Here is a 14,138-nt window from a genome sequence, read left to right as displayed (position 1 = left end):
AATGGCAAAAGATATTAAATTTAGTGAAGATGCTCGTCGTGCCATGTTACGTGGTGTGGACCAATTAGCAAACGCAGTAAAAGTAACGCTTGGCCCAAAAGGTCGTAATGTTGTTTTAGAGAAGAAATTCGGTTCCCCATTAATTACCAATGATGGTGTAACGATTGCGAAAGAAATTGAATTAGAAGATCCATTTGAAAACATGGGAGCAAAACTTGTTTCAGAAGTTGCTTCTAAAACAAATGACGTTGCTGGGGACGGAACTACTACAGCTACCGTTTTGGCACAAGCAATGATTCAAGAAGGCTTGAAAAATGTCACTGCTGGAGCAAATCCAGTCGGTGTTCGCCGCGGTATTGAAAAAGCCGTAGCAACAGCTATTGAAGAACTTAAAGCTATCTCTAAACCAATTGAAGGCAAAGAGTCTATTGCGCAAGTAGCAGCTATTTCTTCTGGTGATGAAGAAGTTGGTAAATTAATCGCTGAAGCAATGGAACGTGTTGGTAATGATGGTGTTATTACTATTGAAGAATCTAAAGGCTTTGCAACAGAATTAGATGTAGTAGAAGGTATGCAATTTGACCGCGGTTATACTAGTCCTTATATGGTAACAGATTCTGACAAAATGGAAGCTGTTTTAGAAAAACCATACATTTTAATTACTGATAAAAAAATCAATAATATTCAAGAAATCTTACCAGTTTTAGAGCAAGTAGTTCAACAAGGTCGTCCAATGTTAATTATTGCTGAAGACGTGGAAGGCGAAGCACAAGCAACTCTTGTTCTTAACAAACTACGTGGCACATTTAACGTGGTAGCAGTAAAAGCACCTGGTTTTGGCGATCGTCGTAAAGCAATGCTGGAAGATGTAGCTATTTTAACAGGTGGACAAGTAATCACAGAAGATTTAGGTCTAGAACTTAAAACAGCTTCTATTGAGCAACTTGGAACAGCTAACAAAGTAGTCGTAACAAAAGACGATACTACAATTGTTGAAGGAGCAGGCGATTCCACTCAAATTAGCGCTCGTGTGAACCAAATCCGTGCGCAAATGGAAGAAACTACTTCTGAATTCGATAAAGAAAAATTACAAGAACGTTTAGCAAAACTTGCAGGTGGGGTAGCGGTTGTTAAAGTCGGTGCTGCAACTGAAACCGAACTAAAAGAACGTAAATTACGTATTGAAGATGCTCTTAACTCCACTCGTGCAGCTGTAGAAGAAGGTATTGTAGCTGGTGGTGGTACAGCGCTTGTAAATATTTACAATAAAGTGGCTGAACTAGAAGCTGAAGGAGACGTAGAAACAGGTATTAACATTGTTCTTCGTTCCTTAGAAGAACCAGTACGCCAAATCGCGCATAATGCAGGTCTTGAAGGTTCTGTTATCGTTGAGCGCTTGAAACATGAAGCAGTTGGCGTTGGCTTTAATGCAGCAAACGGCGAATGGGTGAATATGATTGAAGCTGGTATTGTAGATCCAACAAAAGTAACTCGTTCCGCATTACAAAACGCTTCATCTGTTGCAGCGCTGCTATTAACTACCGAAGCAGTCGTAGCAGACCAACCAAGCGAAAATGGCCCAGCAGTTCCTCCTGACATGGGCATGGGTGGCATGGGCGGAATGATGTAACCCGTCTATTGAAATGGATTTATTTAAGAGATCTCTGATTTTTTCAGAGATCTTTTTTTATGCAAATATACAATAATAAAGCTAAAGTTGTTTTATATTTACGATTAAAAAAGGGCACAAAGCCTTCAATGGAATAAGCTAGAGCAAAATAAACCAACAAGAATTATAACAAACAATACTTTATTATTCTCGTAATTCTTTTACCAAAAACCAATTCTTGTCACACACTTAACAACTTTGGGACCAAAACACATGTAAGTAAATCCCATCAGCTTGTTATAATAAAAGAAAAGGAGATGTGCTTGTTATGAGAGAAAATTCTATTATCGGTCGAATTATTGCATTATTAGCCATTTGCTTTGCATTTTTCAATCCGAAAACAGTCAGATATTGGCTTGATGTACGTCCGGAATCTGGTCCTGCATGGTATCTTACAACAATTGTGGCATGCGGAATTGCAGTGTATGTATTGATTGATTTGGTGAAAAAAATAAAACGAAGAAAAACAGCAGAATAATCTATTTCATGGTATACTACTAAAAAAACGATTAGGAGCAAACCATGAACTGGATACGCATAAGTAGTATAATAATAGTTGGTTTTACAGCAATTGGAGCAATTTATGGAGGGCTAACATTTATTTTTACGCCAAATGGAGATTTATTATCACTTTCGCCAGGATTATTAGAAGGCTCTCCATTTGTAGATTACTTAATACCAGGAATATTTTTACTTGTATTTATTGGCATATTCCATTTTGCAGCACTTATTTACTTATTAAAAAAATTACCTCGAACGAAAGAGGTTATGTTTGCGGCCGCGCTAGTTTTTGCTGTTTGGATGATTGTGCAGTTATTTATAATCGGTTATATTTTTATTTTACAGCTCATTTTTTTAGCTGTCGCAATAGTTGAAATGATTTTAGCAGTACAACTAAAAAAAGGAATCAATGCCTAATTTTACAGACATTGATTCCTTTTTTATTACTTCTGTTGTTCTTTTAATAAATCGCGAATTTCTTTTAAGTATTCCTCGGTTGGAGGTACGGGTGTTTCTTCAACAGGCTGTTCTTTTTTCTTCATAAAACGAGTAAGTATTTTGACAAAAAGGAAAATAGCAAAAGCGATGATGATAAAGTCAACAATAGATTGAATGAATGCCCCATATTGGAAAACAGCGTCACCAACTTTAAAGCTTAACTCACTGAAATCAAGCCCTCCAAGTAAAACGCCAACAAAAGGCATAATGATGTTATCTACTAATGATGTAACAATTTTACCGAATGCAGCTCCAATAACAACAGCTACAGCTAAATCAAGAACATTCCCTTTTAAAGCGAAGTCTCTAAATTCTACTAACATTTTTTTCATAAATTTTTTACCTCCCATTTACTTAGTATAAAACATCTAAGAATGATGTGAAAGTAAGTGAGCTTATTTCAGCAGCAAACTACCAATATAAAGCGTTGGCGCCATTAAAGCATAACCGATAATAATGAATGTTAATACTCGCAGCCAAAAAGAACGAAGAATAGCTGGCTTCCATTTAGCTAAAAGTGATTGAAGAGCCGTCGTGATAATTGTAACAAACGCAAACATAAAAAATAATTCTATATATCGAAGCATAATATCCCACCTTTTTCTTTTACTATGACATAAGAGTAGGTATTTTTGCAATTAGAAATGAGCCGATTATTTCCATTCAATTCTCGCGCATGATAAGTTAAAAAGAGTAAAAGCGCATGTTATCACAAAGGAGTCGTAAATGAAGTATTTAAAAAAGGGTATCTTTCTTTTTGTTTTTCTATATTTTCTTATTTTACCAACTGAATTAGTATCAGCGCATGCTTATTTGGAACACGCTAATCCTGCTGATCAGTCACATATTCAAACCGCACCTAAAAAAGTAACGCTAGTTTTTAACGAAGCAATTGAAGCTGATTTCCCTTTAATTGAAGTAAAAAATTCTAAAGGGGAGCAAGTGAAAACAGGGAAGACGGTAGTTTCCAAACAGAATAATCATAGCGTTGAAAGTACTTTACCGGCTGACTTGAAACCAGATGTATATGCCGTTTCATGGCGAGTTGTTTCAGCAGACGGACATGCGGTTTCTGGTGTTCTTTCTTTTAAGTTAGGGGATACGAAAGCAAATTTTCAAGAAGTGACAGTGCCAAATAGCGGAGCAGACCTTCCAATTAGTTCTCTTCAAAAGGCATTACTTTATATAGGCCTGTCATTATTTATTGGAATGCTCGTTTTTGGTTTTGGTTTATATCCGAGAAAGGAATCCATGCCAGAAGTAGTAGTTTTGCGATTGAAAAAATGGACCATTGCCGCACTGGTTTTTCTCGGATTAGCAATTGTTCTTCAACTTTTTGTTCAAACAAGTATTACGACTGGAGTATCCATTGGAGAAAGTATACAGCCTGCAAATCTTTTCTCATTTTTAACGGAAACAAAAGCTGGTTATATTTGGTTTAGTGAATGTATCGCTTGGCTTATACTGGTTGTTTTTACGATGATTATGTTTGGCAGAGCAACACAGTGGAGCTGGTTTGCTTTATTAACCGAGAGTGTTTTAGTGGTTTATCTTATTTTTATAAAAGCACAGAATGGACACGCAGCGGCTAGTACCGATAAAATAGTAAGTATTACAGCGGATATGTTGCATATGATAATGGCTAGTGTTTGGGTAGGGGGGCTTATAATTTTGTTATGCGTATTGCCGCGAACAAAAGAGAGCAAGCACATTTGGAGTCGTTTTGCAGTCATTGCAATTATTGCGGTCGTTTCTATTTTAGTAAGTGGTTTACTGATGGCTGTTATGAATATTGGCCAAATGACGAATTTATTTACAACCAATTATGGCAAATTGCTTCTTTTCAAAATTGGCTTATTCCTATTGATGGCAATGCTTGGTTTAGCACACTATATATACTTAAAACTAAAAAAGGAAAAACTTCCTTTTAAAACGATTTTGTTGGAATTAATAATTGGAACAGTTATTTTGCTAGTGGCGAGCATTCTAACAAACGTACAAACGCCTCCACCAGTAGCACCAAAAGCATATAATGAGACTATTACGGCAGAAGGAGAAAAGGCAAAAATTAATTTAAAAATTGAACCGGCTACAGTAGGGCAAAATCAGTTTATTGTTACATTTCTTACTGAGAGTGGTGCAGTAAAAACAGATTTACAACAAGTAACAATTACGACAAAATCAGCTAAAACAGCTGAAAAAGCTACTTTTCAAGCAAAACTTGTCACTGATAATCAATATTTTGCAGAAGGGTTATACCTTAATCAGACAGGAAATTGGGAAGTGACAGTTCACGGATTAACAAATGATTTCACTTCTATTGACCAAACATTTACCATCCAAATCAAACAGTAAAGGGGAAAAACAATGAAAAAAATGATAAGTTCATTTAGTATTTTGTTAGCTGTTTTATTTATGCCATTTCAAGTAAGTGCGCATGTTTCGGTGTTGCCAAGCGAATCTACAGTCGAAGCATGGGAGACCTATACGATGAAAGTCCCTTCTGAAAAAGCAGTTGCTTCAAAGAAAATTGTTTTAAAAATACCCCAAAATACTTCTTTTGAATCGTATGAACCTGTTGCTGGCTGGAAAACGACGATAGATAAGAAAAATCATACAGTTACTTGGCAAACAGAAGGTGACGGAATTGAAGCAGGGCAATTCCAGCGGTTTAGTTTTATTGCTAAAAATCCAAGTGAAGTAGGAGATATTGCTTGGAATGCTTTCCAATATTACGAAGATGGGTCCATTGTTGAGTGGATTGGGGCGGAAGACTCGGAAACTCCACATGCAACTACGAAAATAATGAAAGAAAGCACTAAGACAGCATCTGGGTCTCATGGTGAGGTGATGGCGGGCGCTGAAAATACATCTAGTGATAGTACTACAAAAAATGACAATACCATTTTATTATGGACAGCAATTGCTATCAGCGTATTTGCACTAATTATTAGCAGTTATGCCATTATTAATCGTAAAAAATAACATCAAAGGGGAAAACAGATGGAACAAAAAATAGTGCATTTAGCAGTCGGAAAGCCAAAAGAATTAACCTTTGGAAATAATAAACAGATGATTTCAGGAATTGAAAAGCAATCTGTGGACGAAGTTTATTTAACAATGAATGGATTAGAAAATGACCGTCCGCACAATTTAAAATATCACGGTGGGGTAGACCGAACAGTTTGTATTTATCCCGCAGAACATTATCAAAAATGGGCGGAAATGTTTGGTGATAAGCTACAAGTTGGCGCTTTTGGAGAAAATTTAACAGTGACGAATATGCTAGAAGAAAATATCCATATTGGCGATAAGTTTCAAATCGGGGAAGCGGTTATCCAAGTATCTGAGGCAAGAAATCCATGCAGTACAATCGAAAAATTCAATGATATACCCAATTTATATCAAATCATTCGTGAAACCGGATATACCGGCTATCTATGTCGAACGATTACACCGGGAAAAATAAACCGCAATGCTAAAATAAAACAAATTCATCAAGAAAATCATGAAGTAACGGTGGCTTATTGTCATGATAAAGTACTACACAATAATGGGACAGAAAAAGATTATTTACAGATTCTTTCAGTAGATGCCTTGTCTGAACGTTACCGTAAACAAGTAGAAAAAACACTAAAAAAATAAACTAGTCAAGTCTTTCAAATGAGAGGCTTGGCTAGTTTATTTAGTTGGTTGTTAAAAATCACTTATAAACTATTTTACTTGGCTTTCAATAGTAGTTGGAGTTAAACCAGAGTCATTAATTTGTCTGATTTCATATACTTTTCCTTCATCGTTGAATTCAAAAAATTCTACAGAACCATAGCTGAACTTTTTCCCAGTTTTACTTGCTCGAGCGCCGGTTGGAAATGTAATATCACCAGTTAATGTACCTGATAAAGTATATCGACATACAGCAACATTATCATCTGCATAAATTTCTTGATCTTCTATATGCGCATCCTCCGAAAATAAGGCAATTCCTTGGAGAGCAACGATAAAGTTATCTGCTCCTTCAATAACTTCTCCATTTTTATAGAATTTAATATCTGGAGTAATTAGGTCATACTGTTTTTGAAAGTCTCTATTATTTAAATTGGTATGAAACTGGTGTGGAATTGCTCTTTTTTCTTCTATTGACATAGCATTGTTCACTTTTATAGCCCCCGTAGATGTTTTTAATTTTTAGTTAAATAATTTTTTGTATTCAGGATAACCTTCTTTTTCTAAATCTTCCACTGGAACAAAACGTAAGGCAGCAGAATTAATACAATAGCGTAAGCCGCCGCTTTCTTTTGGTCCATCAGGAAATACATGCCCCAAGTGGGAGTCCGCTTCGACAGAACGAACCTCTGTCCGTCTCATACCATGACTAGAATCAAACTCTTCATGAATTTCATCATCATCAATAGATTTAGTAAAACTTGGCCAACCGCAATCTGAATCATATTGATCTTTAGAAGAAAAAAGTGGTTTTCCAGATACGATGTCTACATATATACCTGGTTCGAAATGATTATAGTATTCATTTTCAAATGGGCGTTCTGTTCCATTTTCTTGTGTTACAGCATATTGTATATCAGTTAACTCTTCTAAACGTTCTTGTTTTTGTTTTGGATCCATTATTTAGATTCCCCCCAATTAGACTCAATAAAATTGCTACGACCTGATCCTGCTCGGTATCCTTCGTAGTGCAATCTGTTTTTCTTATAAAAATCTTGATGATATTCTTCTGCTGGATAAAACGGCACTGCAGGCAAAATTTCTGTAACAATTGGCTTTTTAAAACGGCCACTGTTAGCTAGATTAGCTTTTGATTTTTCAGCAATTTCTTTTTGTTCCTTATTATGGTAAAAAATTACAGGACGATAAGAGTCGCCTCTATCAGCAAATTGTCCAGCTGCATCTGTTGGATCTGTTTGTTGCCAGTAAATTTCAACCAATTTTTCATAAGGAAATACATCCGGATCGAATGTGATTTGGACCGCTTCGGTGTGGCCTGTCTTTCCGTTACAAACTTCTTCATAGGTAGGATTTTCTGTATGTCCACCTGTGTAACCAGAAACTACTTTTTGAATACCTGGTAATGTATCAAATGGTTTAACCATACACCAAAAACAACCACCTGCAAAAGTAGCTTTTTCTACTCGTTCATTTGTCAATGTAACCACCGCTTCCTTATTTTGTATTGGTATCGTACGTATTAAGTATAACAAAATAACGCTTTCATTGAGTGACGGTTTAATGAATTTTATTGTAGATATAGTGCCTAATTATGTTTAAATTACACATTTATAGTTTTAATAAATTTAAGGAAAACTTAGTCATATTAAGGAAATAAAGAAAATATTTGTAAATAGAGCAAGTGATTTGATGTTTATCTATTTTGAAACAAGTAAATTAATCAGGTTTTAAAAAGAATGAGGGAGGTATACAGTTAGAGTTACATCAATTATTTTGAGAGGGGAAATGAACATGTCAAAAAAGATATTACCAAAACCAGCAACAAGTTTTACTAAGCAGGCTAATAACTCCGTAAAAGACGCATTACCTTTTGAAAACACGAAAGATTTTGAAGACTCAAAAAAAGGATTTATTGGTACCTGGGACGAAGTGAAAGTAAATGCTGAAAATGGAGAACAAGTGTGGAGTCTTGATGACTATCAATTTATCGATGACGGGGATGCACCAGATTCAGTTAATCCGAGTTTATGGCGTATTTCACAGCTTAATATGACGAATGGTTTATTTAAAGTAACCGAGCGAGTTTATCAAGTTCGTGGCTTTGACATGGCTAATACAACAATTATGGAAGGCGATACGGGTCTAGTTATTACTGATACATTGACTTCAGTTGAAACAGCTCGTGCTGCTCTAGAACTTTATTATGAGCACCGTCCGAAAAAACCAATCAAAGCAATTATTTATACACATTCACATGGTGATCATTATGGTGGAGTTGCAGGACTCGTTAGTAAAGAAGATGTTACTTCAGGAAAAGTAGCGTTAATTGGACCAGAAGGATTTATGGAACATGCAGTAAGTGAAAATATTTTTGCTGGTAATGCCATGGCTCGCCGTGCAGAATATATGTATGGAAGCCGTTTATCACGTAGCGAATTAGGTCAAGTTGATGCGGGACTCGGAAAAACGCTATCTACAGGTCATATGTCACTCATTGCGCCAAATGACACTATTACTTTTGATCATGAAAAGCGGGTTGTTGATGGTATTGAAATAGAATTTCTGATGGCGCCAAATACAGAAGCTCCATCTGAACACTTGATGTATTTTCCGCAATTTAAATTAATCAACATTGCAGAAGATGCTGTACACAATTTGCATAATATTTTAACGCTTCGTGGTGCACAAATTCGTGATGCTTATGCTTGGTGGAAAGATGTTGATAAAGCGATTCGTGCTTTTGGTGATGAATATGAAATATGTATAGGTCAACATCACTGGCCAACATGGGGCAATGCAGAAATTAATGATATGCTCATTCATCAACGTGATGCGTATAAATATATGCATGACCAAACATTACATTTTATAAATAAAGGTTTAACTGCAACTGAAGTAGCGGAAGCAGTCAAATTCCCACCATCTTTAGAAGAAAAATGGTATGTTAGAGGATATTATGGAACATTAAACCATGATGTAAAGGCGATCTATCAATTCTATCTTGGCTGGTATGATGGAAATCCAGCAAATCTTTATCCGCTACCTCCTGAAGAAGTTGCCGAAAAGTATGTGGAATTTATGGGTGGCGTTGATGAAGTATTGAAAAAGGCTCGTGTATGTTATGAAGCTGGAGAATATCGTTGGGTAGCAGAAGTAGTAAAACATGCAGTGTTTGCTGATGATAAAAGCGAGGAAGCAAGAGAGTTATTAGCAGATGCTTTAGAACAATTAGGTTATCAATCTGAATCGGCTTCATGGCGGAATGTGTATTTAGCTGCTGCAGATGAGCTTCGGAATTCATTACCAACAGAAGTTATATCAACTGTAACTCTTGATGTTGTAGAGGGTATGCCATTTGAATTAATTCTAGATTACTTAGGTATTCGTTTAAACGGTGAAAAAGCCATTGATAAACGAATTTCTATGAACTGGAAATTAACTGATGTGGATGAAAAGTACCATGTATTATTAAATAATTCCGTACTAACATACCGAGATGAAGTAGAAGATGATAATGCTGATGTTACATTAGTAACAACACGAGATATTTTTAACCGTATCTTTAGTGGCGTGAAAACTTTTGAAGAATCATTTGCTGATCAAAGCATTAAAATAACGGGAAGTTCAGAAAAATTTGATGAATTTGTTACCTTATTAGATGAATTTGATCCAGTATTTAATATTGTAACACCATAAAGCAAAATTAATAGTTAAGCAATAGTTATAAGCGCCTTCTTTCAAATTTATGTAAACTAAATTTGAGAGGAGGTACTTTTTTTATAACTTTTTTATGGAAAGAGGTGAGGAGCTTAATAGCTGACATTGTGTGAAAGGGATACAACAGTAGAAAGGAATGAGGCAATTTGTTAGCGGATGAGGTTAGGGAAATGATTGCTGAGTTAGACAGAAATAAATTAGACGAATCTTGGGTGAGGAAGGAGCGGTTTGCTAGAAATGAAGTGATACAGAATGAGACGTTTAGAAAAGAATTTTTTATTGTGGCGAGAGGAGTGCTCCATCTAGAAAATAAAAATTTCCGTATTATTCATTTTTTCTTCAATGGTGATGTTGTAAATAGGCAAATTGCCATGATTAACATAGATAAGGAGCTGGATTTAGTATGTGATACAGAAGTTTTACTAATTTATGTTAATAGAGAATATTTTTTTGATTTTGCAACGAAAAAACCGCTTTTTTTAAAATGGCTTTTAGAAGAAACATTATACAATAACAAAAAGCTGTATCATGAATTAATAAAAAAAGAATTGCCAATTGAAAAGCGAATTATACAATCGCTACAATATATTTGTGAAAGATCAAACGAAGAAACGGACAGTGAGTCTCAACAAGTACCAATTTACATGAATAAAATGAAAATAGCCAAATATGCTGGCGTATTCTGCACGGAACTGTTTGAAAAATGGTCTTTACTAATAAATGAGAATGTAGTTGAAGAAAAGGACGGGTTACTTTTTATAAAGAAAAAATGAACAGAATTTATTTTAACTAAAATGCTTTTTAGGTCTTATCTCTAAGACCTAAAAAGTAGACTTTCTAAGTAAATACTATTTTAGAAGGCAACAAAGAGTCGAAAAGTAAACAAATCAATGATAAAATTGTAGTTAATCTTTCTTTGAATTATTTAAAGCCCAAGATAATAGTAGATTATAGCTGCCGGGATAACGTCTATTATTCCGAATTTCCTTAATAAATCCTCCTCGCGACCAACCGAAAGTGAAGTAGAATTGGTATTCACTTTAGCAAGGTTAGCCAAAATTTATTTTAACCAAAAAAAGTGATGAACCTCATGGGTTATCACTTTTTTTGGTTGTTACTGTTTCATTTTTTCTTAATGCTAAAAATTGTTCAATTATGGCTATTTCTTCTTTTGTAAGGTCAGGTGTTTCGGCAATTAGTTGTGTAATTTTACTAGTTCGTTGTGTACTCGTAGTAGGGTTTTTTTTAGCTCGAAAGAAATTAGTAATTGTACTAGTAATCATCCCAATAAATGCAATGCCAAATAACATCATAATCGCAGCTAAAATTCGACCAATTGGCGTTACTGGAATAATATCACCATATCCGACAGTGGTAGCTGTCACAATTGCCCACCAAAGAGCATCGGAATAACTATGTATATCCGGTTCAATAAATACCATTGGAACAGGGATTAGAATAACTAACAAAATAAAAATCATTAAGAAACGATTTAATCCATTCGAACGGAAAAAGTTATAAATGGGAATAATGTAGCGTTTTCCCATAGCAGTAATACTTAAAATATGAACAAAACTTGCAATGCGAGCCGCCCGGAACCCACTGTAAAATGGAATAATCGCAATTAGTTGGAAAGGGTGTGTTTTAACATAGTGCCATTTTTTTTCAGCTCGGTACAACCTGACTAAATAATCTAACGTAAATATACTCCAAATAATCCAATTTAAAATAAATGTAAAAGAATTTTGATACGGTAAAAGAGCAAGTGATAGGATTATGAGCACAAGCATAAACGACTCATAAATTATTCTTCTCCTAGTTTTGTCCAATTTATTCACCTCGTTAATATATACTCTTATTCATTTTAGCATAAAACAATAAAAAAACTGTATGTAATTTAAAAAAGCTAACAACCCAATAGGAGTCGCTAGCTTTAAGTTATTATTTTATTCGTAGGCGATTGCTTTTACTTCTAGAAGCTAATAAACATAAATAGCATAACAAGGCGAATAGCATGGTTATAATTAAACTATGCGCAAGAGCGATATAAAGATTTACCCCAGTATATACGGATAAAGCCCCCGTTACTGCTTGAAGCGCAATAAATATTAGTGATAACACCATACTAAATGTCAAAACTCGGTATCTTCTATAGTCGCGGAATACGAGCCAAGTAACATAGAGTAGCCAAACAATTAAGATAAAAGCTGCTAATCGGTGAAAATACTGGACATAATCTTGTACAGAATCAGGCATAATAAATTTTCCGTTTTCAAACGGCCACACTGGGACAGCTAGGCTTGCTTTCTCATGACGGACAAGCGCGCCAGTATAAACAGCTAAGTAAGTATAAATGGTTAGTGCGTATATGTTTATTCGCAATTTGGTTTCCATTACGAGGTTTCTAGCATCGAATTTTCGGTCGACTTCAAAAATCATTAACGCAAGTAATACAATAGAAGCGTAACAAATAATTGAAATACCAAAATGTAAAGCCATGATATACGGATTTTGTCCCCAAACAACAGCCGCCATACCCATTAACGCTTGAATAACTAAAAACAGCACCGCAATAATCGCAAGTGGTTTAGTTTCTCGACGATCCTTCATATAAATCCAGGCACAAATTGCTAGCACGATAACAAAAATAGAACTAATACCGGTTGTCATTCGGTGCATAAATTCAATCAGTTTTTCAGGTGTTACATCAGTTAGTCGAACTAATTGTCCATTACACAATGGCCAACTATTACCACAGCCATCTGCAGAACCAGTTTTTGTTACAAGTGCACCACCAAATACGACAATGGTCATACAAATAATAGTTAAGACAGACCAAATTTTCAAGAATTTTTTCATTATCTACCTATCTCTCCTTTAGATGCGTGTGAGATTTTTCTAATATATGTTTTTATGTATAAGTTCATGAGTACACATCAGATTAATTGTAGCGTGTTTAATTCAAGAAGTAAAGCTTACAAATCTAGAGCCGATTTATTGACAAAAGGGGCGTATTTTTCACATAATAAGGGTATAAGATATCTATCAGTTCGCAATCACTGGTTAATATCAGCAAGTGTAAGGGGGAGAAAATGTGAATCAGATAGAAAAAACTGGGGAGCTTGCAGTAACTAGGTTTACTGTTCGCGATTTTACCGAGCTTGTGAAAATTGGTATCGTGAATTCTAATACGATTACCGCTTTTACAGGAATGTGGTTAGCTTTTCAGTTAAATGGTATTTCTTTTATCCAAAATGTCGATGTAATATTTTTTACAATCGTCGGTTCAGCACTTATTGTAGCTGCTTCGGGCGCTTTTAATAATGTTATTGACCGAGATATTGATGGAATCATGGAACGAACTAAAAACAGACCAACAATGACTGGAAAGATTTCTGGTAAACGTGCATTAATGGTCGCAATTGTGCTAGGGCTTATCGGGACGATTATGCTGTTTATGACAACTTGGCAGGCAGGCGTTCTCGGGGTTATTGGTGTCTTTTTATATGTAGTCGTTTATTCACTTTATGCAAAAAGAAAATTAGTTAGTAATACAATAATTGGCAGTTTCTCGGGAGCTGTTCCGCCGCTTATTGGTTGGTTTGCTGTAGAGCCAAGTTTTAGTATTGTACCAATTATGTTATTTCTTGTGATGTTCTGCTGGCAACCGCCACATTTCTATGCAATAGCAATTAAGCGGAAAGAGGAATACGCCGCTGCTGGAATCCCAATGCTTCCAGTTGTTAAAGGCATTGAACGTACGAAAAAAAGCATGTTCTTCTGGGTTATTTTATTAACAATCTTGCCATTTTTCATGTTCGATTTAGGTATTGTATATGTTATCCTAGCAACCTTACTAAATATTGGCTGGCTAGCACTTAGCATTTATGGTTTTAAAATGGAAGACAGCATCAAATGGGCTAAATGGATGTTTGTGTATTCATTAAACTATATGACAATATTATTTGTTGCGATGGTCGTTATTTCGATTTTCTTATAAAATAAAAGCAATTACGAAGCGGTGTGGTTTTTATAGCACTAATTTGTAATTGTTTTTTTGATTTTAAAA

General features: G+C 35.2%; 16 protein-coding genes. 9 read left to right on the top strand and 7 right to left on the bottom strand.

The annotated features are described in order from the left end of the window. Window position 1 precedes the first annotated feature (1 nt). From groL to HCJ45_RS11080, 3 genes are all read left to right on the top strand, one after another. On the top strand, window positions 2-1,630 hold the full coding sequence (gene groL, locus HCJ45_RS11090; RefSeq protein WP_187124843.1) for a chaperonin GroEL: 1,629 nt from the start codon (window positions 2-4) through the stop codon (window positions 1,628-1,630). Window positions 1,631-1,937: 307 nt separating this feature from the next. Beyond that, window positions 1,938-2,147 (top strand): hypothetical protein, encoded by a 210-nt coding sequence (locus HCJ45_RS11085; protein WP_187124842.1) that lies wholly within the window; start codon window positions 1,938-1,940, stop codon window positions 2,145-2,147. 44 nt (window positions 2,148-2,191) lie between these two features. Further along, window positions 2,192-2,587, top strand: coding sequence for a hypothetical protein (locus HCJ45_RS11080; RefSeq protein WP_185346178.1), 396 nt, complete (start codon window positions 2,192-2,194; stop codon window positions 2,585-2,587). A gap of 26 nt (window positions 2,588-2,613) precedes the next feature. On the opposite strand, the gene mscL is transcribed toward HCJ45_RS11080, so the two are convergent. Together mscL and HCJ45_RS11070 are read right to left on the bottom strand one after the other, a co-directional pair. Continuing rightward, entirely contained in the window at window positions 2,614-3,000 is a 387-nt protein-coding gene (gene mscL / locus HCJ45_RS11075) for a large conductance mechanosensitive channel protein MscL (protein WP_185346180.1), read from the bottom strand. Between the two features lie 63 nt (window positions 3,001-3,063). Continuing rightward, on the bottom strand, window positions 3,064-3,255 hold the full coding sequence (locus HCJ45_RS11070; protein ID WP_187124841.1) for a hypothetical protein: 192 nt from the start codon (window positions 3,253-3,255) through the stop codon (window positions 3,064-3,066). Between the two features lie 139 nt (window positions 3,256-3,394). Here HCJ45_RS11070 and HCJ45_RS11065 point away from each other — a divergent pair, with 139 nt between their 5' ends. The 3 genes from HCJ45_RS11065 to HCJ45_RS11055 are packed head-to-tail and all read left to right on the top strand — an operon-like array spanning window position 3,395 to window position 6,313. Continuing rightward, window positions 3,395-5,023 (top strand): copper resistance CopC/CopD family protein, encoded by a 1,629-nt coding sequence (locus HCJ45_RS11065; protein ID WP_187124840.1) that lies wholly within the window; start codon window positions 3,395-3,397, stop codon window positions 5,021-5,023. Window positions 5,024-5,035: 12 nt separating this feature from the next. Further along, complete coding sequence (locus HCJ45_RS11060) at window positions 5,036-5,653, top strand: YcnI family copper-binding membrane protein (RefSeq protein ID WP_185346186.1); 618 nt, start codon at window positions 5,036-5,038, stop codon at window positions 5,651-5,653. Window positions 5,654-5,671: 18 nt separating this feature from the next. Then, window positions 5,672-6,313 carry an MOSC domain-containing protein gene (locus tag HCJ45_RS11055; protein WP_187124839.1) on the top strand — a complete coding sequence of 214 codons (642 nt, stop codon included), beginning with the start codon at window positions 5,672-5,674 and terminating at the stop codon, window positions 6,311-6,313. Between the two features lie 69 nt (window positions 6,314-6,382). Here HCJ45_RS11055 and HCJ45_RS11050 read toward each other — a convergent pair whose 3' ends face one another. The 3 genes from HCJ45_RS11050 to msrA are packed head-to-tail and all read right to left on the bottom strand — an operon-like array spanning window position 6,383 to window position 7,830. After that, window positions 6,383-6,823: a nuclear transport factor 2 family protein gene (locus tag HCJ45_RS11050; protein ID WP_187124838.1), complete on the bottom strand. Its 441-nt coding sequence runs from the start codon at window positions 6,821-6,823 to the stop codon at window positions 6,383-6,385. 30 nt (window positions 6,824-6,853) lie between these two features. Then, a complete protein-coding gene (gene msrB / locus HCJ45_RS11045; RefSeq protein WP_187124837.1) occupies window positions 6,854-7,291 on the bottom strand; it encodes a peptide-methionine (R)-S-oxide reductase MsrB in 438 nt (145 codons plus the stop codon). Then, window positions 7,291-7,830 carry a peptide-methionine (S)-S-oxide reductase MsrA gene (gene msrA / locus HCJ45_RS11040; RefSeq protein WP_187124836.1) on the bottom strand — a complete coding sequence of 180 codons (540 nt, stop codon included), beginning with the start codon at window positions 7,828-7,830 and terminating at the stop codon, window positions 7,291-7,293. The genes msrB and msrA overlap by 1 nt, the downstream gene beginning before the upstream one ends. Window positions 7,831-8,143: 313 nt before the next feature. Between msrA and HCJ45_RS11035 the strand changes: the two genes are divergently transcribed. Further along, window positions 8,144-10,048 (top strand): alkyl/aryl-sulfatase, encoded by a 1,905-nt coding sequence (locus HCJ45_RS11035; RefSeq protein ID WP_187124835.1) that lies wholly within the window; start codon window positions 8,144-8,146, stop codon window positions 10,046-10,048. 191 nt (window positions 10,049-10,239) lie between these two features. Further along, a complete protein-coding gene (locus tag HCJ45_RS11030; RefSeq protein ID WP_343068894.1) occupies window positions 10,240-10,842 on the top strand; it encodes a cyclic nucleotide-binding domain-containing protein in 603 nt (200 codons plus the stop codon). 315 nt (window positions 10,843-11,157) lie between these two features. Here HCJ45_RS11030 and HCJ45_RS11025 read toward each other — a convergent pair whose 3' ends face one another. Next, window positions 11,158-11,898: a potassium channel family protein gene (locus HCJ45_RS11025; protein WP_187124833.1), complete on the bottom strand. Its 741-nt coding sequence runs from the start codon at window positions 11,896-11,898 to the stop codon at window positions 11,158-11,160. Between the two features lie 112 nt (window positions 11,899-12,010). Next, on the bottom strand, window positions 12,011-12,928 hold the full coding sequence (locus HCJ45_RS11020) for a COX15/CtaA family protein (protein WP_187124832.1): 918 nt from the start codon (window positions 12,926-12,928) through the stop codon (window positions 12,011-12,013). Window positions 12,929-13,163: 235 nt separating this feature from the next. Between HCJ45_RS11020 and cyoE the strand changes: the two genes are divergently transcribed. After that, window positions 13,164-14,069, top strand: coding sequence for a heme o synthase (cyoE, locus tag HCJ45_RS11015; RefSeq protein WP_185346203.1), 906 nt, complete (start codon window positions 13,164-13,166; stop codon window positions 14,067-14,069). The last annotated feature ends 69 nt before the right edge of the window (window positions 14,070-14,138 follow it).

This window comes from Listeria immobilis (assembly GCF_014322845.1).
Classification (GTDB): Bacteria; Bacillota; Bacilli; order Lactobacillales; family Listeriaceae; genus Listeria; species Listeria immobilis.
This window is presented reverse-complemented; position numbering and strand designations above follow the sequence as displayed.

Coding starts and splice junctions, on each gene's coding strand:
- groL (WP_187124843.1), top strand. CDS start 2: ATGGCAAAAGATATTAAATTTAGTGAAGATGCTCGTCGTGCCATGTTA.
- HCJ45_RS11085 (WP_187124842.1), top strand. CDS start 1,938: ATGAGAGAAAATTCTATTATCGGTCGAATTATTGCATTATTAGCCATT.
- HCJ45_RS11080 (WP_185346178.1), top strand. CDS start 2,192: ATGAACTGGATACGCATAAGTAGTATAATAATAGTTGGTTTTACAGCA.
- mscL (WP_185346180.1), bottom strand. CDS start 3,000: ATGAAAAAAATGTTAGTAGAATTTAGAGACTTCGCTTTAAAAGGGAAT.
- HCJ45_RS11070 (WP_187124841.1), bottom strand. CDS start 3,255: ATGCTTCGATATATAGAATTATTTTTTATGTTTGCGTTTGTTACAATT.
- HCJ45_RS11065 (WP_187124840.1), top strand. CDS start 3,395: ATGAAGTATTTAAAAAAGGGTATCTTTCTTTTTGTTTTTCTATATTTT.
- HCJ45_RS11060 (WP_185346186.1), top strand. CDS start 5,036: ATGAAAAAAATGATAAGTTCATTTAGTATTTTGTTAGCTGTTTTATTT.
- HCJ45_RS11055 (WP_187124839.1), top strand. CDS start 5,672: ATGGAACAAAAAATAGTGCATTTAGCAGTCGGAAAGCCAAAAGAATTA.
- msrB (WP_187124837.1), bottom strand. CDS start 7,291: ATGGATCCAAAACAAAAACAAGAACGTTTAGAAGAGTTAACTGATATA.
- HCJ45_RS11035 (WP_187124835.1), top strand. CDS start 8,144: ATGTCAAAAAAGATATTACCAAAACCAGCAACAAGTTTTACTAAGCAG.
- HCJ45_RS11030 (WP_343068894.1), top strand. CDS start 10,240: ATGATTGCTGAGTTAGACAGAAATAAATTAGACGAATCTTGGGTGAGG.
- HCJ45_RS11020 (WP_187124832.1), bottom strand. CDS start 12,928: ATGAAAAAATTCTTGAAAATTTGGTCTGTCTTAACTATTATTTGTATG.